This is a genomic window from Nitrospirillum goiasense, from assembly GCF_034427435.1.
In the GTDB taxonomy this organism is placed as follows: domain Bacteria; phylum Pseudomonadota; class Alphaproteobacteria; order Azospirillales; family Azospirillaceae; genus Nitrospirillum.
The window spans coordinates 874586-896313 of the sequence record NZ_JAXQNP010000004.1 but is presented as its reverse complement, the minus strand read 5'-3'; the positions used below and the strand labels follow the sequence as shown (position 1 = coordinate 896313).

General features: G+C 68.4%; 23 protein-coding genes and 1 pseudogene. 17 read left to right on the top strand and 7 right to left on the bottom strand.

The window, feature by feature from the left end; translation table 11 throughout:
* The first annotated feature begins 21 nt into the window (after nucleotides 1–21).
* The 14 genes and pseudogenes from ULB03_RS25720 (at nucleotide 22) to ULB03_RS25655 (ending at nucleotide 11360) form a co-directional block, all read left to right on the top strand.
* Nucleotides 22–1029 (top strand): hypothetical protein, encoded by a 1008-nt coding sequence (locus ULB03_RS25720; RefSeq protein ID WP_322485927.1) that lies wholly within the window; start codon nucleotides 22–24, stop codon nucleotides 1027–1029.
* 94 nt (nucleotides 1030–1123) lie between these two features.
* Nucleotides 1124–2350: a urate hydroxylase PuuD gene (locus tag ULB03_RS25715; protein ID WP_322485926.1), complete on the top strand. Its 1227-nt coding sequence runs from the start codon at nucleotides 1124–1126 to the stop codon at nucleotides 2348–2350.
* Nucleotides 2351–2364: 14 nt separating this feature from the next.
* On the top strand, nucleotides 2365–3687 hold the full coding sequence (gene guaD / locus ULB03_RS25710) for a guanine deaminase (protein ID WP_322485925.1): 1323 nt from the start codon (nucleotides 2365–2367) through the stop codon (nucleotides 3685–3687).
* 73 nt (nucleotides 3688–3760) lie between these two features.
* Nucleotides 3761–4021: a CopG family ribbon-helix-helix protein gene (locus ULB03_RS25705; protein WP_322485924.1), complete on the top strand. Its 261-nt coding sequence runs from the start codon at nucleotides 3761–3763 to the stop codon at nucleotides 4019–4021.
* Nucleotides 4018–4332 carry a type II toxin-antitoxin system RelE/ParE family toxin gene (locus ULB03_RS25700; protein WP_322485923.1) on the top strand — a complete coding sequence of 105 codons (315 nt, stop codon included), beginning with the start codon at nucleotides 4018–4020 and terminating at the stop codon, nucleotides 4330–4332. Before ULB03_RS25705 ends, ULB03_RS25700 begins: the two co-directional genes overlap by 4 nt.
* Nucleotides 4333–4403: 71 nt before the next feature.
* The gene (locus ULB03_RS25695; RefSeq protein ID WP_322485922.1) at nucleotides 4404–5351 is read left to right on the top strand and encodes a LysR family transcriptional regulator; all 948 of its coding nucleotides are present in this window, start codon (nucleotides 4404–4406) and stop codon (nucleotides 5349–5351) included.
* Between the two features lie 231 nt (nucleotides 5352–5582).
* Nucleotides 5583–6419, top strand: a complete 837-nt coding sequence (locus tag ULB03_RS25690; RefSeq protein ID WP_322485921.1) for an urease accessory protein UreD — start codon at nucleotides 5583–5585, stop codon at nucleotides 6417–6419.
* Between the two features lie 15 nt (nucleotides 6420–6434).
* On the top strand, nucleotides 6435–6737 hold the full coding sequence (locus ULB03_RS25685) for an urease subunit gamma (protein ID WP_004273333.1): 303 nt from the start codon (nucleotides 6435–6437) through the stop codon (nucleotides 6735–6737).
* A 15-nt stretch (nucleotides 6738–6752) separates the two neighbouring features.
* On the top strand, nucleotides 6753–7085 hold the full coding sequence (locus ULB03_RS25680) for an urease subunit beta (protein WP_322486242.1): 333 nt from the start codon (nucleotides 6753–6755) through the stop codon (nucleotides 7083–7085).
* On the top strand, nucleotides 7085–8797 hold the full coding sequence (gene ureC, locus ULB03_RS25675; protein ID WP_322485920.1) for an urease subunit alpha: 1713 nt from the start codon (nucleotides 7085–7087) through the stop codon (nucleotides 8795–8797). The genes ULB03_RS25680 and ureC overlap by 1 nt, the downstream gene beginning before the upstream one ends.
* A 12-nt stretch (nucleotides 8798–8809) precedes the next feature.
* Complete coding sequence (locus ULB03_RS25670; RefSeq protein ID WP_322485919.1) at nucleotides 8810–9355, top strand: urease accessory protein UreE; 546 nt, start codon at nucleotides 8810–8812, stop codon at nucleotides 9353–9355.
* Nucleotides 9321–10040: an urease accessory protein UreF gene (locus ULB03_RS25665; RefSeq protein WP_322485918.1), complete on the top strand. Its 720-nt coding sequence runs from the start codon at nucleotides 9321–9323 to the stop codon at nucleotides 10038–10040. Before ULB03_RS25670 ends, ULB03_RS25665 begins: the two co-directional genes overlap by 35 nt.
* A pseudogene (ureG, locus tag ULB03_RS25660) lies at nucleotides 10037–10671 on the top strand (urease accessory protein UreG). Before ULB03_RS25665 ends, ureG begins: the two are co-directional and overlap by 4 nt.
* Before the next feature lie 86 nt (nucleotides 10672–10757).
* Nucleotides 10758–11360, top strand: a complete 603-nt coding sequence (locus tag ULB03_RS25655; RefSeq protein ID WP_322485917.1) for a HupE/UreJ family protein — start codon at nucleotides 10758–10760, stop codon at nucleotides 11358–11360.
* A gap of 3 nt (nucleotides 11361–11363) precedes the next feature.
* On the opposite strand, the gene ULB03_RS25650 is transcribed toward ULB03_RS25655, so the two are convergent.
* From ULB03_RS25650 to ULB03_RS25625, 6 genes are all read right to left on the bottom strand, one after another.
* On the bottom strand, nucleotides 11364–11954 hold the full coding sequence (locus tag ULB03_RS25650) for a hypothetical protein (RefSeq protein ID WP_322485916.1): 591 nt from the start codon (nucleotides 11952–11954) through the stop codon (nucleotides 11364–11366).
* 55 nt (nucleotides 11955–12009) lie between these two features.
* Complete coding sequence (locus tag ULB03_RS25645; RefSeq protein ID WP_322485915.1) at nucleotides 12010–12588, bottom strand: hypothetical protein; 579 nt, start codon at nucleotides 12586–12588, stop codon at nucleotides 12010–12012.
* A 1-nt stretch (nucleotide 12589) separates the two neighbouring features.
* Nucleotides 12590–13177, bottom strand: coding sequence for a hypothetical protein (locus tag ULB03_RS25640; RefSeq protein WP_322485914.1), 588 nt, complete (start codon nucleotides 13175–13177; stop codon nucleotides 12590–12592).
* A 116-nt stretch (nucleotides 13178–13293) separates the two neighbouring features.
* Complete coding sequence (locus ULB03_RS25635) at nucleotides 13294–13812, bottom strand: GNAT family N-acetyltransferase (RefSeq protein WP_322485913.1); 519 nt, start codon at nucleotides 13810–13812, stop codon at nucleotides 13294–13296.
* Complete coding sequence (locus ULB03_RS25630; RefSeq protein WP_322486241.1) at nucleotides 13809–15107, bottom strand: alpha/beta hydrolase family protein; 1299 nt, start codon at nucleotides 15105–15107, stop codon at nucleotides 13809–13811. Before ULB03_RS25630 ends, ULB03_RS25635 begins: the two co-directional genes overlap by 4 nt.
* Nucleotides 15108–15437: 330 nt before the next feature.
* Nucleotides 15438–17528, bottom strand: coding sequence for a PAS domain S-box protein (locus ULB03_RS25625; protein ID WP_416211191.1), 2091 nt, complete (start codon nucleotides 17526–17528; stop codon nucleotides 15438–15440).
* A gap of 216 nt (nucleotides 17529–17744) precedes the next feature.
* On the opposite strand from ULB03_RS25625, the gene ULB03_RS25620 reads away from it, so the two are divergent.
* Nucleotides 17745–18650, top strand: coding sequence for a LysR family transcriptional regulator (locus tag ULB03_RS25620; protein ID WP_322485912.1), 906 nt, complete (start codon nucleotides 17745–17747; stop codon nucleotides 18648–18650).
* Between the two features lie 61 nt (nucleotides 18651–18711).
* On the opposite strand, the gene ULB03_RS25615 is transcribed toward ULB03_RS25620, so the two are convergent.
* On the bottom strand, nucleotides 18712–19440 hold the full coding sequence (locus tag ULB03_RS25615; RefSeq protein ID WP_322485911.1) for a tetratricopeptide repeat protein: 729 nt from the start codon (nucleotides 19438–19440) through the stop codon (nucleotides 18712–18714).
* A gap of 198 nt (nucleotides 19441–19638) precedes the next feature.
* On the opposite strand from ULB03_RS25615, the gene ULB03_RS25610 reads away from it, so the two are divergent.
* Together ULB03_RS25610 and ULB03_RS25605 are read left to right on the top strand one after the other, a co-directional pair.
* Complete coding sequence (locus ULB03_RS25610; RefSeq protein ID WP_322485910.1) at nucleotides 19639–20133, top strand: formate dehydrogenase subunit gamma; 495 nt, start codon at nucleotides 19639–19641, stop codon at nucleotides 20131–20133.
* Nucleotides 20130–21728 carry a formate dehydrogenase beta subunit gene (locus tag ULB03_RS25605; RefSeq protein ID WP_416211190.1) on the top strand — a complete coding sequence of 533 codons (1599 nt, stop codon included), beginning with the start codon at nucleotides 20130–20132 and terminating at the stop codon, nucleotides 21726–21728. Before ULB03_RS25610 ends, ULB03_RS25605 begins: the two co-directional genes overlap by 4 nt.

The window sequence follows — 21728 nt, the reverse complement described above, 5'->3', positions numbered from 1 at the left end:
GGCGCGGAATGGGAGGCGCCCATGACTGAACACCACGCCCCTGAACACCATGTCCCTGGACACGATGCCGTCATCGCCTGGCTTCTGGCCGGGGACCCGGCCATTCGCTGGCAGGTGATGCGCGACCTGCTGGATCTGCCGGAGGCGGACTGGGCGGGTGAGCGGGCCAAGGTGGAAGCCGATGGCTGGGGCGCCCGCCTGCTGGCCTGCCAGGACCCGGATGGGCAATGGGCCGGCGGCGCTTTCTTCCCCGCCGACTTCACCCCCGACGAATGGCACCGCAGCGGCCAGCCGTGGACCGCCACCGCCTTCGCGTTGGACCAGTTGCGCGAATTCGGCCTGGACCCGGCCACCGAGCGCGCCCGGCGCACCGTGGCCCTGGTCGGGGCCCATTCCCGCTGGGATGAGGGCGGCCAGCCCTACTGGCAGGGGGAGGTGGAGGAGTGCATCAACGGCCGCACCGTGGCCAACGGCGCCTATTTCGGCGCTGACGTCGCCGCCCTGGTCGACCGCCTGGTGGACGACCGCCAACCGGATGGCGGCTGGAATTGTGAGCGCGCCGCCGGTTCCGCCTGTTCCTCCTTCGCCAGCACCCTTAACGTGCTGGAAGGCCTGCTGGAGTATGAGCGCGCCACCGGCGGTACCGACCGCTCCCGCGACGCGCGGCGGACGGGGGAGGAATACCTGCTGACCCGCCACCTGTTCCGCCGCCTGACGACGGGGGAACCGGCCGACCCGCGGTTCCTGGACCTGCTGCACCCCAACCGCTGGCGCTATGACATCCTGCGCGCCCTGGACTATTTCCGCGCCGCCGGCCAACTCAGCCGCGCCCAGCCCGATCCGCGCCTGGCCGAGGCCGTCGCCCACGTCCGTTCCCGCCGCCAGCCGGACGGCACCTGGCCGCTGGACTGGGATTTGCGCGGACGGGTGTGGCTCAAGGTCAACGACGGGCCGGGCCAGCCATCGCCCTGGATCACTCTGCGGGCGCTGCGGGTGTTGAAATGGTGGGATGCTGCCGGCTTTCCATGATTTTTGAAGCTGTTGCCGATATGCGGACCCTGGCGCGGCGCCGCCGGCGCCCGTAGCGTTGTGCGGTTGCACAAAAATTCGGGGCGGCGGGGCGATGGCGTTCATTTTCTGGGAATGGGTCAACGGGCTGGCGCGCTGGCTGCACGTCGTCGCGGCGGTGGCCTGGATCGGGTCCTCTTTCTACTTCATGGCCTTGGACGCCAGCCTGCGCAAACGGCCCCACCTACCCGAGGGCGTGCAGGGGGAGGCGTGGCAGGTTCACGGCGGCGGCTTCTACAACATGGTGAAGTACCTGGTGGCGCCCGGCCAGATGCCGGCCGAGCTCACCTGGTTCAAATGGGAAGCGTACACCACCTGGCTCAGCGGCTTTTTCCTGCTGTGCGTCCTCTACTACCGGGGCGCCGACTTGCTGCTGATCGACCCGTCGGTCATGGCTCTGACGCAAGGGCAGGCCATCGGCCTCAGCGTCGCCCTGCTGGCCGCCGGCTGGATCGTCTATGACCTGCTGTGCCGGTCGCCCTTGGGCAAGCACAACGGCGCGCTGGCGGCGGTGGGCTTCGTCTTCCTGGTGGCGGCCTGCTGGGGAACGACGCACGTTTTCAGCCCGCGCGGCGCCCTGCTGCAGATGGGGGCGCTGATCGGCACCATGATGGTGGCCAACGTCTTCCTGTTGATCATCCCCAACCAGCGCAAGGTGGTTGCCACCCTGCTGGCCGGCGGTACGCCCGACCCGTCCCTGGGCAAGGCCGCGAAGCAGCGGTCCATGCACAACAACTACCTGACCCTGCCGGTCGTCTTCCTCATGATCGGCAACCATTATCCGCTGACCTACGCCACCCGCTACAACTGGGTGATTTTCGCCCTGATCCTGGTGGTGGGCGCCAGCGTCCGCCACTTCTTCAACATCAAGCACACGGGCAAGCCGGCGCCGTGGTGGGCCTGGGGCGTGGCCGCCGCTGGCATCGTCGCAGCCGCCTGGCTCAGCGCCCAGGGCTCCGCTGATGGCGGCCCGGCGGTGGGGGCGGCCTCCGCCACGCCGGCTACGTTCGCTCAGGCGCAGGAGGTGGTGATGAACCGATGCAGCATGTGCCACACGGCGGCCCCGGCCTGGGACGGCATCAGCGACCCGCCGCATGGCGTCATCCTTGACAATCCGGGCGATATCCTGCGCCATGCCGACGACATCCGGCGCCAGGCCGCGCTCAGCAGCGCCATGCCGCCCGGCAATGTCACCCTGATCACGCCGGAGGAACGGGCCATCCTGGCCGCCTGGTCCGCCGGTGCCGCATCGCCCCCCGTGGCGTCGGCTAGCGTTCCGTAACCTGGATATTCGTCATGGCGTTCACCCCCGGCACCACCGCCCTGCGCGGCCGGCTTCTGACCTTCCTGCGCGCGCCCCAAGGGCCGGGCGACCGCGACAGCTATCACTACATCGCCGATGGGATGGTGGTGGTAACGGCCGGTCGCATCACGGCGGTGGGCGAGGTGGCGGACCTCCTGCCCACTCTGCCGGCGGGGATGGCGGTGGACCATTACCCCGATGGCCTGATCCTGCCCGGCTTCATCGACACGCACATCCACTTCCCCCAGACCCAGGTCATCGCCTCCTACGGGGCGCAGTTGATGGAGTGGCTGGAGAAGTACACCTTCATCGAGGAACAGCGGTACGCCGACCACGCGCACGCCAGCCGCAACGCCCGCTTTTTCCTGGATGAGCTGGCGCGCAACGGCACCACGTCGGCCGTGGTCTACGGCAGCGTGCACCCCGGCTCGGTCAAGGCCCTGTTCACCGAGGCGGAGGCGCGCGGCGTGGGTCTGGTGGCGGGCAAGGTCATGATGGACCGCCACGCCCCCACCGCCCTGACCGACACCGCCCAGACCAGCTACGACCATTCCAAGGCGCTGATCGGCGCCTGGCATGGCGTCGGCCGCCAGCGCTACGCCGTCACCCCGCGCTTCGCCATCACCTCCACGCCCGAACAGCTGGAGGCGGCGGGCGCGCTGTTGCGCGAGCATCCCGGCGTCTACCTGCAAACCCACCTGTCGGAGAATGATGAGGAAATCCGCCAGGTGGCGGGCTTGTATCCAGAGGCGCAGGACTATCTGGACGTCTACGACCGCTACGGCCTGCTGGGCGACCGCTCCCTCTTCGGTCACTGCATCCATCTGAGCGAGCGGGAAAGGACGCGGATGCATGAGACGGCGTCCATCGCCGTCTTCTGCCCCACCAGCAACTTGTTCATCGGCAGCGGCCTGTTCGACCGCGCCGCCCTGGAAAACCCGGCCCGGCCGGTGCGCCTGGGCCTGGCCACCGACGTGGGCGGCGGCACCAGCTATTCCCTGCTACGCACGGCGGGGGAGGGGTACAAGGTCCTGCAATTGCGCGGTCAAAGCTGGCCGGCGCTGGCCGCCTTCGACCTCATGACCCGGGGCAACGCCGCCGCCCTGGGCCTGACCGGCGAGATCGGCCAGATCGCCCCCGGCCGCTATGCCGACCTGGTGGTGCTGGACGCCTCCGCCACCCCCGCCATGGCCCACCGGCGCGAAGCCATCCACGGCGACCTGGAGGAGGAGCTGTTCCTGCTCATGACCCTGGGCGACGACCGCGCGGTGCGGGCGACCTACATCCAGGGGCAACGGGTGCATGACCGGGATTAGAATGGTATCTCAGGCGCGCCTGTGCGAAGATGTGTACACCTGAATACAGTCCGCCCGTATGAAGAGAGGCGCCATGTCTAACAGCACCACTCTGACCGTCAGGCTCAAGCCCGAGGTTAAGGACCAACTCGCTGCGTTGTCGGCGCAGACCAACCGAACCCGCTCCTATTTGGCGGCAGAGGCCATTGCTGACTATGTGGCGCGGGAAATCGCTTTGGTTGAAGGAATCCAACGCGGCTTGGCGGATATTGAGGCGGGCCGATTGATACCACACGATCAGGCGATGGATGAACTGGACGCGGCGATTGAGGAAGTTGCGCGGAGCCGGGGGTGAAGCGGTCCGTCATTTGGTCCCGCGATGCGTTGGATGAGCTGATAGGCATCGCGCGTCACATTGCCAAAGACAATCCCGAAGCTGCCCGCAAGGTGGCTGTGGCCATCCGCGCAACAGGCAGCGCCTTGGGGCAGCGCGCCTTGGGGCGTAAAGGGCGCGTTACCGGCACCTATGAAAAGGTGGTGGCGGACCTGCCTTATATTATTGCCTACAAGTTCATGGCCAAACCAACTGGCGGCGAAGCTTTGGTGATCCTGCGTATTGTGCACATGGCCCGTGACTGGCCACCGGATGCATGGCCGGCGAACTGAAGAAATTTTAGTTAGGCCCCGGCCTTGCAAGGGATGTCCGGAGCTAAGCCTAGTGTTTGGGGGATGGGGTGATGGCCCTGCTGGAGAACATGCAGGTCTTCGTGCGCGTGGTGGACCTGGGCAGCCTGTCGGCGGCCGGGCGGAACCTGCGCATGTCGCCGGCCCTGGTCAGCCACCGCATCCAGCAGTTGGAGGCCCACCTGGGCGCGCGCCTGCTGAACCGCACAACGCGCCAGCTGCAGGCCACCGAAACCGGCCAGATCTTCTACCAGCACTGCCTGGAGGTGCTGGAGGCGGTGGAGCGGGCGCACAGCAGCATCGCGGCCGAGGGCGGCGCCCCGTCCGGCAGCGTGCGGGTGACGGCGCCGCTGGGCTTCGGCCGGCGTGTGCTGGGCCCCCTGGTGCCGGAGTTCCGCGCCGCCAATCCCATGGTGGATGTGCGACTGCGCTTGTCTGACCATCTGCTGGACCTGCTGCGCGAGTCCGTGGACATGGCCATCCGCATGGCCGCGCTGAAGGACAGCAGCTTCGTCGTGCGCAAGATCGCCGACCTCCGGCGCGTGCTGGTGGCGGCGCCGGAATATCTGGCGGCGCGCGGCCGGCCGCAGGCGCCGTCCGACCTGCTGGAGCATGATTGTCTGCTGTTGCGCTTTCCCGGCACGCAGCAATATCGCTGGACTCTCACCAGTCCGGGCAAGGGGGATGGCGCCAAGGGGGAGGCGAAGTCCACCAAGCTGTCCATCGCCGGACCCATGGACGCCGATGATGGCGACGTGCTGACGCGCTGGGCCGTGGACGGCCACGGCATCGCCCTGAAACCCCTGTGGGAGGTGGCGGAGGAGGTGAAGTCTGGCGCGCTGGAAATCGTCATGCCCGACCACCCGCCCGAGCCCGTACAACTGGCCATCGTCTATCCGCATCGCGCCCTGTTGCCGGCCAAGGTGCAATCGCTGTCCGATTTCCTGGTGCCCCGTGTGCGCGGCCTGCTGGCCGCCAGCCACCCGGACGCCGTGTTGTGAGGGGACGCCGGTCCGTACGTCAAATGACGTATGGGGGCTGCCCATCTTTTAAGCGCACATCGACAGGCGCTCAAATTCTGGGCGATGATCGGGGGCCGCGTGGGCGGTCGTGCCACGCGGGCCGCAGGGTCAACCGCTGGCACGGCGGTTGCGAACCGCCTGCGGGGAAACAGTGGGGTGGCCTGGGAATGACGCGGGACGGGAAAGCGCCGGTGGGGAGCGGGGGCTGTCATGCCTGACGCCGCGTCCCATCCCGCGGGCCTCCCGCCCGCCACCCGATTGCAGCGCCTGGAGGGCCGTGTCGTCCTGGGCGTGAAGGCGGATGCGGACGGTGTCACCCGCCTGGACCGCCTCTACCAGTCCGGTTCCGCCCGCCTGCGCCTGCCCAAGGGGCCTGGGCTGGAGGGCGTGCTGATCAACACCGGCGGCGGCCTGACCGGCGGTGATGTGCTGGAGACGGAGGTGATCGTAGCCGCCGGCGCTCGCGCCACCGTCACCACGCAGGCCGCCGAGAAGGTCTACCGCGCCAGCGCGGGTGAGGCGCTGGTGCTGAACCGCTTGAGTGTGGCTGGCCGGCTGGACTGGCTGCCGCAGGAGACCATCCTGTTCGATGGCGCGCGGCTGCGCCGCCGGCTGGAGGTGGAGATGGTGCTGGACGCCACCCTGCTGGCGGTGGAGGCCACGGTGTTCGGCCGCACCGCCCGGGGGGAGCGGGTGACCCAGGGCCTATTCCGCGATGACTGGTGCATCCGCCGGGACGGGCGTCTGGTCTATGCCGATGCCGTGCGCCTTGAGGGCGACATCGACGCCCAACTGGCCCGCGCCGCCGTGGCCGGCGGCGGGCGGGCGGTGGCGTCCTGCCTCTACATGGCGGCGGATGCGGAGGCCCGGGTGGACGCGGTGCGCGACCTGCTGCGCGCCGAGGGCGTCAAGGCTGGGGCCAGCGCCTGGAACGGCCTATTGGCCCTGCGCCTGGTGGCATCGGACGGCCAAACCCTGCTGCGGGCGTTGACGCCCCTGATCGAATTCCTGCGCGGGATGCCGGTTCCGCGCGTCTGGCGCTGCTGAGGGAGTATCAAGCCCGTGAACCTGACCCCGCGTGAGAAGGACAAGCTGCTGATCGCCATGGCCGCCATGGTGGCGCGCCGCCGCCTGGAACGGGGCGTGAAGCTGAACCATCCCGAGGCCATCGCCCTCATCACCGACTTCGTGGTCGAGGGCGCCCGCGACGGCCGCCCGGTGGCGGAACTGATGGACCAGGGCGCCCATGTCGTGGGCCGCCACCAGGTGATGGAGGGCATCGCCGAAATGATCCCGGACGTGCAGGTGGAGGCGACATTCCCCGATGGGGTGAAGCTGGTCACCGTCCACAACCCCATCCGCTGAGGTGCCGTGATGACGATGATCCCGGGACAAGTCTTCACCGCCGAGGGGGAGATCGAGCTGAACGCCGGCCTGCCCACGGTGACGCTGGACGTGGCCAACACCGGCGACCGGCCCATCCAGGTGGGAAGCCACTTTCACTTCTTCGAAACCAACGCGGGCCTGAGCTTCGACCGCGCCCAGGCCTACGGCCACCGGCTGGACATCCCCGCCGGCACGGCGGTGCGGTTCGAGCCGGGGCAGACCCGCACCGTCACCCTGGTGCCTTATCGCGGCGCCCGGACGGTGTACGGGTTCAGCGCCCAGGTTTCCGGCGCGCTGTCGGACCAGAGCGTGAAGGGGGGCAACTGATGGCCGTGAAGATCAGCCGCGCCGCGTACGCGGACATGTTCGGCCCCACCGTGGGCGATCGCGTGCGCCTGGCCGACACCGACCTGATCGTGGAGGTGGAGAAGGACTACACCACCTATGGCGAGGAGGTGAAGTTCGGCGGCGGCAAGGTCATCCGCGACGGCATGGGCCAGTCGCAGGCGACCCGCGCGCAAGGGGCGGTGGACACCGTCATCACCAACGCCCTGATCATCGACCACTGGGGCATCGTCAAGGCCGACGTGGGCCTGCGCGACGGCCGCATCCATCATATCGGCAAGGCCGGCAACCCCGACGTGCAGCCGGGGGTGGACATCATCGTCGGCCCGGGGACGGAGGTCATCGCGGGCGAGGGCAAGATCTTGACCGCCGGCGGCATCGACACCCACATCCACTTCATCTGCCCGCAGCAGATCGAAGAGGCGCTGATGTCCGGCGTCACCACCATGCTGGGCGGTGGCACCGGCCCCGCCACCGGCACCAACGCCACCACCTGCACGCCGGGGTCCTGGCATCTGGCCCGCATGCTGGAGGCGGCGGAGGCCTTCCCCATGAACCTGGCCTTCGCCGGCAAGGGCAACGCCGCCTTGCCGGCGGCGCTGGAGGAACAGGTGCGCGCTGGGGCGGCGGCCCTGAAGCTGCATGAGGACTGGGGCACCACCCCGGCGGCCATCGACACCTGCCTGGACGTGGGCGACCGCTTCGACGTGCAGGTGATGATCCATTCCGACACGCTGAACGAGTCCGGCTTCGTCGAGGACACCATCGCCGCCTTCAAGGGCCGCACCATCCACGCCTACCATACCGAGGGGGCGGGCGGCGGCCACGCGCCGGACATCATCAAGGTCTGCGGCCTGGCCAACGTCATCCCGTCCTCCACCAACCCCACGCGGCCCTATACCCGCAACACGGTGGATGAGCATCTGGACATGCTCATGGTCTGCCACCACCTGGACCCCAACATTCCCGAGGACGTGGCCTTCGCCGAAAGCCGCATCCGGCGCGAGACCATCGCGGCGGAGGATGTGCTGCACGACCTGGGCGCCCTGTCCATCATCTCCTCCGACAGCCAGGCCATGGGGCGCGTGGGGGAGGTGCTGATCCGCACCTGGCAGACGGCGCACAAGATGAAGGTGCAGCGCGGCCGACTGGCGGAGGAGACGGGGGAGAACGACAACGCGCGGGTGAAGCGCTACATCGCCAAGATCACCATCAACCCCGCCATCGCCCACGGCATGAGCGCGCATGTCGGCTCCATCGCTGCCGGCAAGCTGGCCGATCTGGTGCTGTGGTCACCGGCCTTCTTTGGGGTGAAGCCGGATTTGGTGTTGAAGATGGGCACCATCGTGGCCGCCCCCATGGGCGACCCCAACGCCAGCATCCCCACGCCCCAGCCCGTGCACTACCGCCCCATGTTCGGCGCCTATGGCCGCGCGGTGCGGCGCAGCGCCGTCACCTTCGTCTCGCAGGCGGCCCTGGACGATGGCCTGGGCCAGCGCCTGGGGCTGGAGAAGACCCTGTTGGCCGTGACCAACACCCGGGGCGGCATCGGCAAGGCCGCCATGGTGCACAACAACGCCACGCCGCATGTCGAGGTCGATCCGGAAACCTATGAGGTGCGGGTGGATGGCCAGATCGTCACCTGCGAACCCGCCGACGTGCTGCCCATGGCGCAGCGCTATTTCCTGTTCTGAGGGTGTCATCCCGTGACTGATTTACCCAAAGCGCACACCATCCTGCCCGCTGGCTACTGGGATGCCGCCAAGGCGGTGGGCACCGTGACGCTGGATTTCGACCACCGCTGCCGCCGGCGCCTGCGGCTGGAGCGGGACGGCGGGGATGGCCCCCTGATGCTGGACCTGCCCAGCCCCCGCCACATCCGTGACGGCGATGGCCTGGTGCTGACCGGCGGCGGCATCGTCGCCGTGAAGGCGGCGCGCGAGGATTTGTTGGAGGTGCGGTGCGAGGCCATCGGCGACCTGCTGCGCATGGCCTGGCACATCGGCAACCGCCACATCCCGGCCGAACTGCGGGGGGATCGCCTGCGCATCCGCGCCGACCATGTGCTGGCCGACATGCTGACCGGCCTGGGTGCCATCGTCACGCCCGTCTCCGCCCCCTTCGATCCCGAGGGCGGCGCCTATGGCGACAGCCCGGCCGGCGGTGGGCACGGGCATGGGCATGGCCATTCGCACGACCACGGGCATGATCACGATCATGGCCATCACCACTATGGGCACGGCCATGGCTGAAGCCGTCGCCGACGCCGCCGGCGTCTACCGCCTCATGACCTGGCTGACCGCGTCCTTTCCCGTGGGCGCCTTCTCCTACAGCCATGGCCTGGAATGGGGGGTGGAGGACGGCACTATTCGCACGGTGGACGCGCTGGTCGCCTGGGTGGATGACCTGCTGGCCCTGGGCTCCGGCTGGAACGACGCCGTGCTGGCGGCGGCGGCCTGGCGCGCCTCGGCGGCCGGCGACTGGGCGGGCCTGGCCGAGGTGGCGGACCTGGCCGCCGCCCTGACGCCCACGGCGGAGCGGCGGCTGGAGAGCCTGTCCCAAGGTCGCGCCTTCGCCGCCGCCATCGCGTCGGCCTGGCCGTGTGAGGCCGTCGACCGGCTGAAGGCCATGGGCGGCGATCTGGCCTATCCCGTGGCGGTGGGGGCGGTGGCGGCCGGTCACGGCCTCAGCCTGCCCGCCACCCTGCTGGGCTACCTGCACGGCTTCGTCGGCAACCTGGTGTCGGCGGCCCTGCGCCTGGTGCCGCTGGGCCAGACGGACGGCCAGCGGGCGCTGGCGCGGCTGGAACCGTTGGTGCTGGCCACCGCCGGCCGGGCGGCGTCCACCACCCTGGATGATCTGGGTGGTGCGGCCTGGGTGGCCGACATCGCCTCCATGAACCACGAGACGCAATACACGAGGTTGTTCCGCTCATGAGCACGTCTTCTCCCCACGTCTCCCCCCATGGGCCCCTGCGGGTGGGCATCGGCGGCCCCGTCGGCTCCGGCAAGACCGCGTTGATGGAGGCGCTGTGCAAGCGGTTCCGCGACATCTACAACATCGTCGCCATCACCAACGACATCTACACCAAGGAGGACGCGCTGATCCTGACGCGCGTCGGCGCCCTGGATCCCGACCGCATCCTGGGGGTGGAGACGGGCGGCTGCCCCCACACCGCCATCCGCGAGGACGCTTCCATCAACTTGGCGGCCGTGGATCAGATGAACGCCAAGTTCCCGGGCCTGGACATCATCCTCATCGAATCCGGCGGCGACAACCTGGCCGCCACCTTCAGCCCGGAACTGGCCGACATCACCATCTACGTCATCGACGTGGCGGCGGGGAAAAGATCCCGCGCAAGGGCGGCCCCGGCATCACCCGGTCCGACCTGCTGGTCATCAACAAGATCGACCTGGCCCCCCTGGTGGGCGCCAGCCTGGAGGTGATGGACAGCGACACCAAGCGCATGCGGGGCGAACGCCCCTACGTCTTCACCAACCTGAAGACGGCGCAGGGCCTGGACGTCGTCACCCGTTTCATCGAACGCGCCGGCGGCTTGGCCGCCTAGTGCGTATTGGGCGGCTTGGCCGCCTGAGACTGAATGAGCGGCTTGGCCGCCTAGGATACACCGACACCGAACAGGGGAACCCGACCATGATGCACCGCCGCCTGCTGCCCGCCCTGACTGTCGCCGCCGCCTTCGTGCCCGCCGTGGCCCTGGCGCACCCGGGCATGCCCGGCCACACCCACGGCTTCACCGATGGCTTCGCCCACCCCTTCGGCGGGCTGGACCACCTGGCCGCCATGACGGCCGTGGGCCTGTGGGCCGGCCAGCAGGCCCGGGGCGGGCAGGGTGCCCGCGCCGTCTGGCTGTGGCCGCTTGCCTTCCTGGCCCTGCTGGTGGCCGGCGCTGTCGCCGGGGCCAACGGTTTGGCCCTGCCCGGCGTGGAATGGGGCATCGTCCTGTCGGTGGCCGCCCTGGGCTGGCTGACCGCCTTCGGCGCCCGCGTGCCCCTGGCTGCCGGCGCCGCCCTGATCGGCGCCTTCGCCCTCTGCCACGGCGCCGCCCATGGGGCGGAGATGCCGGCGGATGCCGATGGCCTGGCCTACGGCCTGGGCTTCGTCACCGCCTCCGCCACCTTGCACCTGGCCGGCGTCGCCCTGTCCCGCCTGGCGGAACGCGCCGGCTTGGCCCTGGCCCCGCGCCTGGCCGGCCTGGGCCTGGCGGCCCTGGCGCCGCTGTTGCTGGCGGTGTGAGGCTCAACACGAGAGATTGACGAAGTAGAAGTGGCCCCCGAAATCGGCGTCCAAACTGTATCCGCACGACAGCAAGGTCTGATCCGTTCGGCTTGTCCAGGCGTTGGATCGGCGTTCCGCCGGCAGGGCCACTTCATCACTTTCATCGTAAACGATGCCGTATGAGGTGGCCAACCAGCCACCCCAAATGAATAGTGCCAGCTTGGGCGCGCTGGTGTCGGGCATGGCCTGGATCCGTCGCAGATAAACGGGGCGCAGGGCGAGGAAGTGCAACACCTCGCCTGTGACGAATATCGGCCGCGCCAGTTCCTCTCGCCATTTCAGGGCCGGAACGACGATAAGAGGCAGCAGAATAAGTGACAGCGCCCGCCGCCAACGACGTCGTCCGATTGCGTGAGCGGCCATGATACCGGCCATGGCGGCTGTAAGCGCCGCGGCGTACATCAGGCCGATCAGGCTGAGCAGGCACAGCAAGCTTAATTCGGCCAGTGAGGCCGTAATCAGCACGGCAACGCTGGCGAGGCCCAGGGCCGTTAGGACGGGCCAGAGGACATAGCCGTCATCTTCCTGGTACCAAAGGGAGGGGTAGCGCATGGAAAGGGCGTCCTGAATGGGTGGGCCTTCGGCGGGCGAGCGGTAGAGACACGGACTAACAACCGAAATCCACCAAGTAAAAATGCCCCTCCAGCACGGCATTGACCGTGTAGTCGTAGGGGCAGGCCAGCACCGTGCGGTCAATCCGCGCTTTCCAGCTGGCGGAATGTTGGCCACGCGGCAATGTCACCTCGTCGCTCTCGTCATAGACGACGCCCGTCCCTCTGAATGGATTGCCAACCCAGTTGATGACCATCAATCGAGGCTCGCCGAGGTGTGGCAAGGCTAGGGCCTTGATTTCATAAGTAGGGCGCTGCAGGGCGAAGTGCAGGCGGTCGCCCAGGACAGTGGGCGCATGGACGGCAATTGACGGCCACAGAATGGCGAACAATGCCGCTGAAGGCAGGATGGCGTAGGACATGGCACGGCGCGGCGAACCACGGCGGCTGCGCAGAGCGAGGTTGATGGCGGTCAAGCTGAGAACCAGCCACGCGGCGAACAGCGCCAGTCGGATCAGGATCAGCCACGCCAATTCGGTTACCAGCAAGGCCTCCCCAAACACCAAGATCAACAGCGTTCCGGCAATGAACAGGGCCGGCCATCGGGCTGGGTGATCGATCACCTCTGCGGTCATGTCAGCATCCCACGCCGACGGCGTAGAAGTGCCCGCCCAGAGTTGTGCGCACCCAATAGCCATACGCGCAGGAAAGGATCGTTTGTTGGGCTCGTGCCCGCCATGCGGTGGATCGGCGCTCCGGCGGTAGAGCCATCTCGTCACTCTCGTCGTAGACCAGGCTGGTTGAGGCGGTAAGGAAGCCGCCCCAATCAACGGTCAGCAACTTGGGCTCACCCGTATCGGGCATGGCGCGGATCAGAGCCAGATATTCTTGGTATTCGATCATGAAGTGCAGGCGGTCGCCCAGGGTCTGCGCGCCGCCCATGACCAGCTTGGGTTGCGCCACCGTCACTAGGAAGGCCAGGGGCAGCAGCGCCAGGGACGCGGCGCGCCGGGGCTGCCCCTGGCGGCCCGCCTGCACTGCCAGGCTTGCCGCCGCCATCGCAGCCGCGCACCACAGGGCGAGAACCAGCAGCAGGGCCAGGGCATCGAACGGCGGCTCCCACTCCAGCGCCGCGTCGACCAGCACTAGGCCGGCGAAGACGCTGGCCATGGCCAATAGGGGCCATAGGGCCGGACGGTCGGGAGCGGAAATGGCGATAGTCATGGGTTGCCCCGGCGGTGGTGGAACAGCCGCCACGCTACCCGCCGCCGGCCTCGGGCAGGCGGGCATTTTTTCCGCAATAACGGGCACTTATGGTGCAGGATTTGTGCAGGCGGCCGTCATGGCGGGGTCTGCGGGGACTTGTGCCAGTTCCACAACACTTCTCGCGTTGCCGGATCCACCAATGCCGCCTGCCGCTTCAGTGTCGCGCGCAAGGTTGGTCCGATGCGCTCAGCCGGCATCGGCGTATAACCGCGGCGGCGAAACCAGGGGCCGTTCCAGGGCGGCGCCCGGAAGGTGGTTAGCGTCAGGGCCTCGGCGCCCAAGGCCCGCGCGTCGGCCAGGGCCTGGCCCAGCAAGGCGCCACCAATGCCACGGCCGCCGGCCTCGGGCGCCACCGAAATATTGGCGATGTAAAGCTGATCGTCCTGCGGTTGCAGGAGGATGAAGCCGACGGGGCGTCCGGGGTCACCCGCCACCCAGACGGTGCCGGTCGCCAGCCGTTCCAGCGCGATGGGCGGGCGGTCGGCGATGAAAGCCAAGTCCGGCCAGGCGGCGTACCGCCGGCGGGCGGCGGCTTCCAGCGCTTGCAGGCCGGGCATCTCATCGGCCTCGGGCGCGCGCAGCGTCACGCTCACGGCTTGGGCGCCCCGCTGTGCGCCGCCACCCAATCGGTGATCAGGTCCAGGGCCAGCGGGGCGATGGTCTGGGGGATGCGGGCGTATTCGGTGGGGGCGCCGGTGTCGGCGGCCTGGAACATGTGGTTCAGGCCCGGCAGCTCGCGCACCTCGGCCTGGGGGTCGCCGGCCAGGGCGGCGCGCAGGGCGGGCAGGTTCTCCGCCGCCGAGACCTGCAAATCCTTGGACCCGACCAGGGCCAGCACCGGCAGGCGCAGGGTGTGCAGGGTGGGGGCGGGGTCGTGGGTCAGGAACCAGCGGTACCAGGGCTTGGTGATCGCCTCGATCAACGCCTCCGAGGTGGCGACGTGGTTGTCGCCGCCGATGATGCCGCCCTGCAGCAGAATGCGCAGGCGGGCGCGGGCGCGCTCCGCGTCCGTTTCCTCCTTCACGATGGCGTATTCGCGTCGGTCCATGTCCACCAGGCGCTCCGCACCGCCGGGGCCGACGCCGGTGGCGCCGGCGATCAGGCGCTTCTGGGTCAGCAGGATATGTTCCCCATCCACGCCCGGGCCGGCCATCAGCACCAGCCAGGCGATGGCCGGGTCATGGGCGGCGACCATGGGGGCGATCAGGCCACCCTCGCTGTGGCCGATCAGGCCAATGCGCGCCGGGTCGATGTCGGCGCGGCTGCGGAGATAGGCGACGCCGGCGGCGGCGTCGGTAGCGAAGTCGGGCGTGGTGGCGGCCTCGAAATCGCCGGTGGAGCGGCCCACGCCCCGGTCATCCACCCGCAGCACGGCGATGCCGCGCCGGGCCAGCGCGTCGGCCAGCACCAGGAAGGGCTTGTGCCCGTCGATGGTCTCATCCCGGTCTTGCGGACCGGACCCGGTGATCAGCAGGGCGGCCGGAAAGGGCCCCTTGCCCGCAGGCAGGGTCAGCGTGCCGGCCAGCCGCACCCCCGGGGCCCGGGGGTTGTCATAGGCGACGTCGACCGCGCGGTAGGGGAAGGGTGGCCGGGGAGTCTGCGGCCGCGCCTGCTCCGCCCATATCTGCGCCGTCGTCACCCGGGCCAGGACCAGGGGCCGCGCCTGGCCCGCTTGGGTCCAGGTGCCGCGCAGGCTCTGCCCGTCCGCCGTCAGGGCGCCGGTATAGCCGCCCAGGATGCTGGGTATGGCGAAGCTCACCTGGTCGCCGTCGCTGGTCACGCTGGGGACGGGGACGCCCATGACCTGCTGGTCGACGCTGTCCAGCGTCGCCGACAGGGAGGTGGAGCCCTGGCCCACGCCCTGGCCGGTGGCCGCCACATGAAACACCAGGCGCAACCGCGTCGCCCCCGTATCCAGTGTGCCCTGCCAGTCCCCGGTGAGAAGCGCCGGGGGAACCGGCTTTCCCGATTGCATGAGGGCGGGGGCATCCGCGTGGGGCTGTGCGGCCGTTAGGGTGGCCCCGCAGGCGACCCCAAGGGCGATCATGCCCCTGGCTGCCCACAGCACCCTCATCCGGAACAACGACCGTCGCCGCACCGCCCCTCCCCGTAACCTTGCCAGCTCCTTCATCCATCCGGTGTCCAAGCGTGGCGCTGGCGGCGGCGTCTGTCCAGGGGGCAAGAGGTCAAGGCGCCCCCCTTGCCAAGGCGGTTGGCATCAGGCTTGAAGCCGGAACTGCTCGATCCGGGTCTGGGTGTCGCCGACCAGGGTGGCGATTCCGGTGGACAGCGAGGCGGAGCGCTGAGCCAGCGACTTGACCTCCCCCGCCACGACGGCGAAGCCCTTGCCGGCCTCGCCCGCCCGCGCGGCCTCGATGGTCGCGTTCAGCGCCAGCAGGTTGGTTTGGCCCGACACGCCGGAGATGGATTGCGCGATCTGGCTGATCTTGGTCAGGACGTTTTCCATCATGGCCTCGGTTTCCTTGGCGGCCCGACGGCGGGAGGTGACGTCCGTCGCGTACATGACCGTGCGCCGCAATTGGCCGGCCACGTCGCGCAGGGGTTGGACCGTGGTGGTCAGGTGGATCTCGTTGCCCGCGACCATCAGGGTCTTATCCGGGCTCAAGGCCGCGCCAGCCTGCAGGCGCTGGCGTTCGTCGCTGGAGAAGACGTCGTCATACCGCAGGTAATCGGCCGCCTGCCGCATGTCGGCGACGCCCAGCAGCGCCAGCGCCCGGGTGTTGAGGTGCGCCAGGCGCTTGTCCTCGTCCCATTCGATGACCACGGTCGACTGCTCGATGGCATCGATGCGGCTGCTGGATTCCAGCGCCTGCAACTTGGTGGCGTTGATGTTGGCCTGGACGGAGACGAACCGCTCCAGCTTGCCGGTCTTGGACCGGATGGGGTTGATGGACAGGGAGATCCAATGCGGTTCCCCCGCCTTGGTGTAGTTCAGGATCTCCTCATAGAACGGTTCGCAGCGGGTCAGTTTCTCGCGGATGCGGGCCACCGTCGCCGGGTCGGTGTGCGGGCCTTGCAGCAGGTGGCCGGGCTTCTTGCCCTTCACCTCGTCCAGGGTGTAGCCGCTCATGCGGGTGAAGCCGGGGTTGACGTACTCGATAAGCCCATCGGCGCCGGTGATCAGCACGCTGTTGTCGGTGCCGTCGGCGACCAACGACAGGATGTTGAATTGCTCCTGCTGGCGGACTTCTTCGGTGATGTCGGTCGCGTACTTCACCACCTTCAGCGGCTTGCCGGTCAGGTCCAGGATGGGGTTGTAGCTGGCCTCGATCCAGACCTCGCGGCCGCCCTTGCCGATGCGCTTGAATCGGCCCGATTGATATTCGCCCTTGGCCAGACGCGCCCAGAAGTCCCCGTACTCGGCGCTTTTCCGGTATTCCGGCTCGACAAACAGCTCATGCCGCTTTCCTTGGATGTCCGCCAGGCTGTAGCCCAGGGCGGCAAGGAAGTTGTCGTTGGCGTCCAGGATGGTGCCATCCAGCGCGAACTCGATAACCGCCATCGCCTTGCCGATGGCCCGCACCTGGCCCTCGCTGTCGGCGGCGCGCAGCGTGCGCTCCGTCACGTCGGCCGCGTACTTGACCACCTTCACCGGCTTGCCGTTGGGGTCCAGGATGGGGTTGTAGCTGGCCTCGATCCAAACCTCGCGCCCATCTTTGCCCAGGCGCTTGAACTGCCCGGCCTGATAGGCGCCCCTGGCCAACTCTTCCCAAAAACTCTTGTACGCGGGGCTGTCGCGGTAGGCGGCATCGACGAACAGGCTGTGATGCCGGCCCTGGATTTCGGCCAGGGTGTAGCCCATGACCGTCAGGAAATTGGCGTTGGCATCCAGGATGGTGCCATCCAGGGCGAACTCGATGACCGCCTGGGATTTGTTGATGGCCGCGACCTGCCCGGCGAGGTCGATGGCCTTGCGCTTCTCATCGGTGATGTCGGCGGCGATCTTCAGGACCTTGACCACCCGGCCGCCCAGGCCGCGGATCGGGTTGTAGGTCGCCTGGAACCAGACCTCGCGCCCGTCCTTGCCCATCCGCTTGAACTGGGCCTGCTTGAACATTCCTTGGGCCAGGTCGCGCCAGAACGTCCGATAGGCGCCGCCCTCCCGCTCCTGCGCGTCCACGAACAGGCTGTGATGCCGGCCGCGGATTTCGGCCAGGCTGTAGCCCGTGGCCCGCAGGAAGTTTTCATTGGCCGTCAGGATTTTTCCGTCCAAACCGAATTCGATCATGGCCTGCGATTGGTCCAGGGCCTTCAGCACGGGATCGGTGATGAACGGAAGCCAAGGCATAATAAACGCTCCTAAAGACGTCTGATGATGACGGGGATGCCCAGGGTTGGACTTGGGGCGAGGTCACCATGACGACATTGTGCTTAATGAATTTTTTGGCCTCACCCTCAGTATAGTGCTCTGGTGTTGCGGGCCCGCGCCCGTGTAATCAGCGGTGGCGCCGGCCGCCGCCGCCCCCTACCATCGGCCGCTGGCGGAAAGGCGACAGGCAGGCCCATGATCGACAAGCTGGAATTCTTCATCGCGTTGGCCCGGGAACAGCATTTCGGACGCGCGGCGGAGGCCTGCGGGGTTACCCAGCCCACCCTGTCGGCGGGCCTGAAGCAGTTGGAAGATCAATTGGGCGTGCTGCTGGTCAACCGCGGCGCCCGCTACCTGGGACTGACGCAGGAGGGGGAGCGGGTGTTGGACTGGGCCCGCCGCATCGTGGGGGACGCCCGCGCCATGCGGCAGGAGGTGCGCGCCCTGCGCCATGGCCTCAGCGGGCATCTGCGCATCGCCGTCATCCCCACCGCGCTGGCCATGGTGCCCATCCTGACCACGCCTTACCGCGAGCGGCATCCGGGTGTGCGCTTCACCGTGCTGTCGCGCACCTCGGTGGAGATCCTGCACCTGCTGGAGGGGTTGGAGATCGACGCGGGCCTGACCTACCTGGATAACGAGCCGCTGGGCCGCGTGCGCACCGTCCCGTTGTACCGGGAGCAGTACCGTCTGCTGATCTCCCGCGACAGCCCCTTGGGCGACCGGGCCCAGGTCAGTTGGGCGGAGGTGGGGGAGATACCCCTGTGCCTGTTGACGCCGGACATGCAGAACCGGCGCATCATCGACCGGCTTCTGGCCATCGCCGGGGTCACTTCGGCCCCGACCCTGGAATCCAATTCCATGATCGTGCTGTTCTCGCATGTGCGCACGGGGAAGTGGGCCAGCGTCATGCCGGAGGTGCTGACAACGGCCTTCAGCTTCCCGGAGGAGATCCGGGCCATCCCCATCGTCGAACCGGCCGCCGTGCACGACATCGGCCTGGTGGTGCCCTACCGCGACCCCATGACCCCCCTGACCGCCGCCCTGGTGGCGGAGGCGAAGAAGGTGTCGCGCACCTTTGGCGAGCCGATGGCGCCATAAACGAACACCCCCGGAGGCGGTGGCCCCCGGGGGTGTCCTCATCCTATGGGATGATGCGGCTTCAGTTCGACGCCACCAGCTTCTGGCGCACGTCCGCCAGCAGGGCACGGGCCTCGGCCCGGCGGCCGGCGTCCCATACCGGCTGGGTCACCGACACCGGCGCCTCAAGGGCGTGGGCCAGCACCTTGGCCGACCGCTCGTACTCACCCTGCTGCGACAGGAACTCGCCATAGAAGTAGTTGGATTCCAGCCCGTTGGGGCTGATGGCGATGCCGCGCTCCAGGTACTTGCGCGCCTTGCTGTCGCTGCCGAAGCCGATGGGGAAGCCCGGCATCAGATAATACAGCGAGCCCAGGTTCACGGCGGCGGCGCCGTCCAGGGCGGTGGGGTCGATCTTGTCGGCCTGCTCGAACAGGTCGCGGGCCTTGCGCACCAGCTCCAGCGAGCCGGCGTTCTGCTCATAGCCCGCGATGCTGCCCAGGATCAGCCCGGTGGCGATCATGGGTTCCGCCCGGCCGGGATAGCGGGTCTGCAGGTCGGTGGCGCGGACCAGCAGGTCGCGCATCTTCTGCGCCTGCACCTTGTCGTCCTGCATCTGGTACTTGATGACCGACCAGTCGCGCAGCAACTGTGTCACGTCTTGCGCCACGGCCGGGTTGGCGGGAAGGCTGGCCGTTGCCGCCGTCGTCACCGCCGCCGGGCTGTCGACCGAGGCGGCCCGCACCGCGATCGGCGCGGTCAACATCAGGCCCAGCACGGTCGAAGTCGCAATGAAAATACGCGCACGCATGATCCACGTCCCAAAAGACGGGCGTCCTAACTCGGGCGTCCTAAAGGGTTGCAAGAGGGCCGCGGAGCCGTCTGCGACAGCCGGGCGGCGCGATAGAAGTTTTCTATCGCAACATGGAACGGCTTCCTTGATTACGTTCCGGCAATAGCCAACTTCTTACGCCAGGGAGAATGCCGGAGAAGTGAGGCCACGGCTGTGATGTCTGCCACAACAACGACCCCTTGGGACCCCGATAAGGCTGCGGAAGTCATTGCCGCACACCAGGATTTAGAAGGGCCTGCTTTGCCAATACTGCATGCCTTGCAGGAAACCTTCGGTCATGTACCACAACAAGCAGTACCCCTGTTGGCGGAGGCGCTGAACCTCTCCCGCGCGGATGTCCATGGAATCGTGAGCTTTTATCATGATTTCCGCGAGGCGCCGGCCGGCCGCCACGTTGTGAAGCTCTGCCGGGCGGAGGCCTGCCAGTCCATGGGCGGCCATGCGTTGGCGGAAAGGCTGTTGCACCGTCTGGGGTTGGATTGGGGCGGCACCACCGGCGACGGCCAATTAACCATTGAGCCGGTCTATTGCCTAGGTCTCTGCGCCTGCGCCCCAGCCGCGCTGATCGATGGCCGCCCGCTGGGCCGTCTGGACCATGAGCGGCTGGACGCCGCCGTGAACGAGGCCCGCAACGATTGGTCACGCCCATGAACGCCACCCCGCCCATGCCCGCCGCTCCCATGTCCCAAGGCGGTGTCCGCATCTTCGTGCCCCGCGACGTCGCGGCCCTGGCGGTCGGCGCCGATGAGGTCGCCAGCGCCGTCACGGCCCAGGCCGCCGCCCTGGGTGCCGCCGTCACCATCGTGCGCACCGGATCGCGCGGCCTGTTCTGGCTGGAACCGATGGTGGAGGTGGAAACGGCCGAGGGTCGTATCGCCTACGGCCAGGTTCAGGCCCGCGATGTCCCGGCGCTGTTCGCCGCCGGCTGGTTGACCGGCGGTGTCCACCCGCTGCGCATCGGCCGGCCCGAGGATCATCCCTTCCTGGTGCGGCAGACGCGCCTGACCTTCGCCCGCTGCGGCATCGTCGATCCCCTGTCGGTGGACGACTACAAGGCTGCCGGCGGTTATCGCGGCTTGGCCAAGGCCATCGAGATCGGCGGTGCGGCGACGGTGGAGGCGGTGACCAAGTCCGGGCTGCGCGGCCGGGGTGGCGCAGGCTTCCCCACCGGCATCAAGTGGAAGACGGTGCGCGACGCGGTCTCTGATCAGAAGTACATCGTCTGCAACGCGGACGAGGGCGACAGCGGCACCTTCGCCGACCGCATGATCCTGGAAGGCGACCCCTTCTGCCTGATCGAGGGCATGACCATCGCCGGCTTGGCGGTGGGCGCCACCCGGGGCTACATCTACTCCCGGTCCGAATACCCGCACGCCAACGCCACCATGCGGGCGGCGCTGGACATCGCGCGGGCCGCCGGTCTGCTGGGCCGCAACATCCTGGGCTCCGACCTGGAGTTCCACCTGGAACTGCGGGTGGGCGCCGGCGCCTATGTCTGTGGCGAGGAGACGGCGCTGCTGGAAAGCCTGGAGGGCAAGCGCGGCGTGGTGCGGGCCAAGCCGCCCCTGCCGGCGCTAAAGGGCCTGTTCGGCCGCCCCACCGTGGTCAACAACCTGCTGTCGCTGGCCACCATCCCCGTCATCCTGGATCTGGGCGCGCAGTATTACGCCGACTTCGGCATGGGCCGCTCGCGCGGCACCATGCCCATCCAGCTGGCCGGCAACGTCCTGCATGGCGGCCTGTTCGAGACGGCCTTCGGCATGACCCTGGGTGAGATCGTGATGGAGGTGGGCGGCGGCACCGCCAGCCGCCGGCCGGTCCGTGCCGTTCAGGCGGGCGGCCCCTTGGGCGCCTACCTGCCGCCCAGCCAGTTCGACACGCCCTATGACTATGAGGCCTTCGCCGCGCGCGACGCCCTGATCGGCCATGGCGGCCTGGTGGTGTTCGACGACACGGTGGACATGGCCCACATGGCCCGCTTCGCCATGGAGTTCTGCGCCGAGGAATCCTGCGGCAAGTGCACGCCCTGCCGCATCGGGTCCACGCGCGGGGCGGAGGTCGTGGACCGCATCCTGGCGGGCCGGGACGTGGCGGCCAACATCGAGCTGTTGGAAGACCTGTGCAACACCATGAAGTTCGGATCGCTGTGCGCCCTGGGGGGCTTCACCCCCTATCCGGTGCTGAGCGCCATCCGCCACTTCCCCGAAGATTTCCACCGCGGGCGCCTGCCCGCCGCGGCTGAATGA

What these genes read in the sequence shown, in the direction of transcription:
- ULB03_RS25720 (WP_322485927.1), top strand. Translation starts at nt 22, where the DNA reads ATGACTGAACACCACGCCCCTGAACACCATGTCCCTGGACACGATGCC.
- ULB03_RS25715 (WP_322485926.1), top strand. Translation starts at nt 1,124, where the DNA reads ATGGCGTTCATTTTCTGGGAATGGGTCAACGGGCTGGCGCGCTGGCTG.
- guaD (WP_322485925.1), top strand. Translation starts at nt 2,365, where the DNA reads ATGGCGTTCACCCCCGGCACCACCGCCCTGCGCGGCCGGCTTCTGACC.
- ULB03_RS25705 (WP_322485924.1), top strand. Translation starts at nt 3,761, where the DNA reads ATGTCTAACAGCACCACTCTGACCGTCAGGCTCAAGCCCGAGGTTAAG.
- ULB03_RS25695 (WP_322485922.1), top strand. Translation starts at nt 4,404, where the DNA reads ATGGCCCTGCTGGAGAACATGCAGGTCTTCGTGCGCGTGGTGGACCTG.
- ULB03_RS25690 (WP_322485921.1), top strand. Translation starts at nt 5,583, where the DNA reads ATGCCTGACGCCGCGTCCCATCCCGCGGGCCTCCCGCCCGCCACCCGA.
- ULB03_RS25680 (WP_322486242.1), top strand. Translation starts at nt 6,753, where the DNA reads ATGATCCCGGGACAAGTCTTCACCGCCGAGGGGGAGATCGAGCTGAAC.
- ureC (WP_322485920.1), top strand. Translation starts at nt 7,085, where the DNA reads ATGGCCGTGAAGATCAGCCGCGCCGCGTACGCGGACATGTTCGGCCCC.
- ULB03_RS25665 (WP_322485918.1), top strand. Translation starts at nt 9,321, where the DNA reads ATGGCCATCACCACTATGGGCACGGCCATGGCTGAAGCCGTCGCCGAC.
- ULB03_RS25655 (WP_322485917.1), top strand. Translation starts at nt 10,758, where the DNA reads ATGATGCACCGCCGCCTGCTGCCCGCCCTGACTGTCGCCGCCGCCTTC.
- ULB03_RS25650 (WP_322485916.1), bottom strand. Translation starts at nt 11,954, where the DNA reads ATGCGCTACCCCTCCCTTTGGTACCAGGAAGATGACGGCTATGTCCTC.
- ULB03_RS25645 (WP_322485915.1), bottom strand. Translation starts at nt 12,588, where the DNA reads ATGACCGCAGAGGTGATCGATCACCCAGCCCGATGGCCGGCCCTGTTC.
- ULB03_RS25640 (WP_322485914.1), bottom strand. Translation starts at nt 13,177, where the DNA reads ATGACTATCGCCATTTCCGCTCCCGACCGTCCGGCCCTATGGCCCCTA.
- ULB03_RS25625 (WP_416211191.1), bottom strand. Translation starts at nt 17,528, where the DNA reads ATGCCTTGGCTTCCGTTCATCACCGATCCCGTGCTGAAGGCCCTGGAC.
- ULB03_RS25620 (WP_322485912.1), top strand. Translation starts at nt 17,745, where the DNA reads ATGATCGACAAGCTGGAATTCTTCATCGCGTTGGCCCGGGAACAGCAT.
- ULB03_RS25615 (WP_322485911.1), bottom strand. Translation starts at nt 19,440, where the DNA reads ATGCGTGCGCGTATTTTCATTGCGACTTCGACCGTGCTGGGCCTGATG.
- ULB03_RS25610 (WP_322485910.1), top strand. Translation starts at nt 19,639, where the DNA reads ATGTCTGCCACAACAACGACCCCTTGGGACCCCGATAAGGCTGCGGAA.
- ULB03_RS25605 (WP_416211190.1), top strand. Translation starts at nt 20,130, where the DNA reads ATGAACGCCACCCCGCCCATGCCCGCCGCTCCCATGTCCCAAGGCGGT.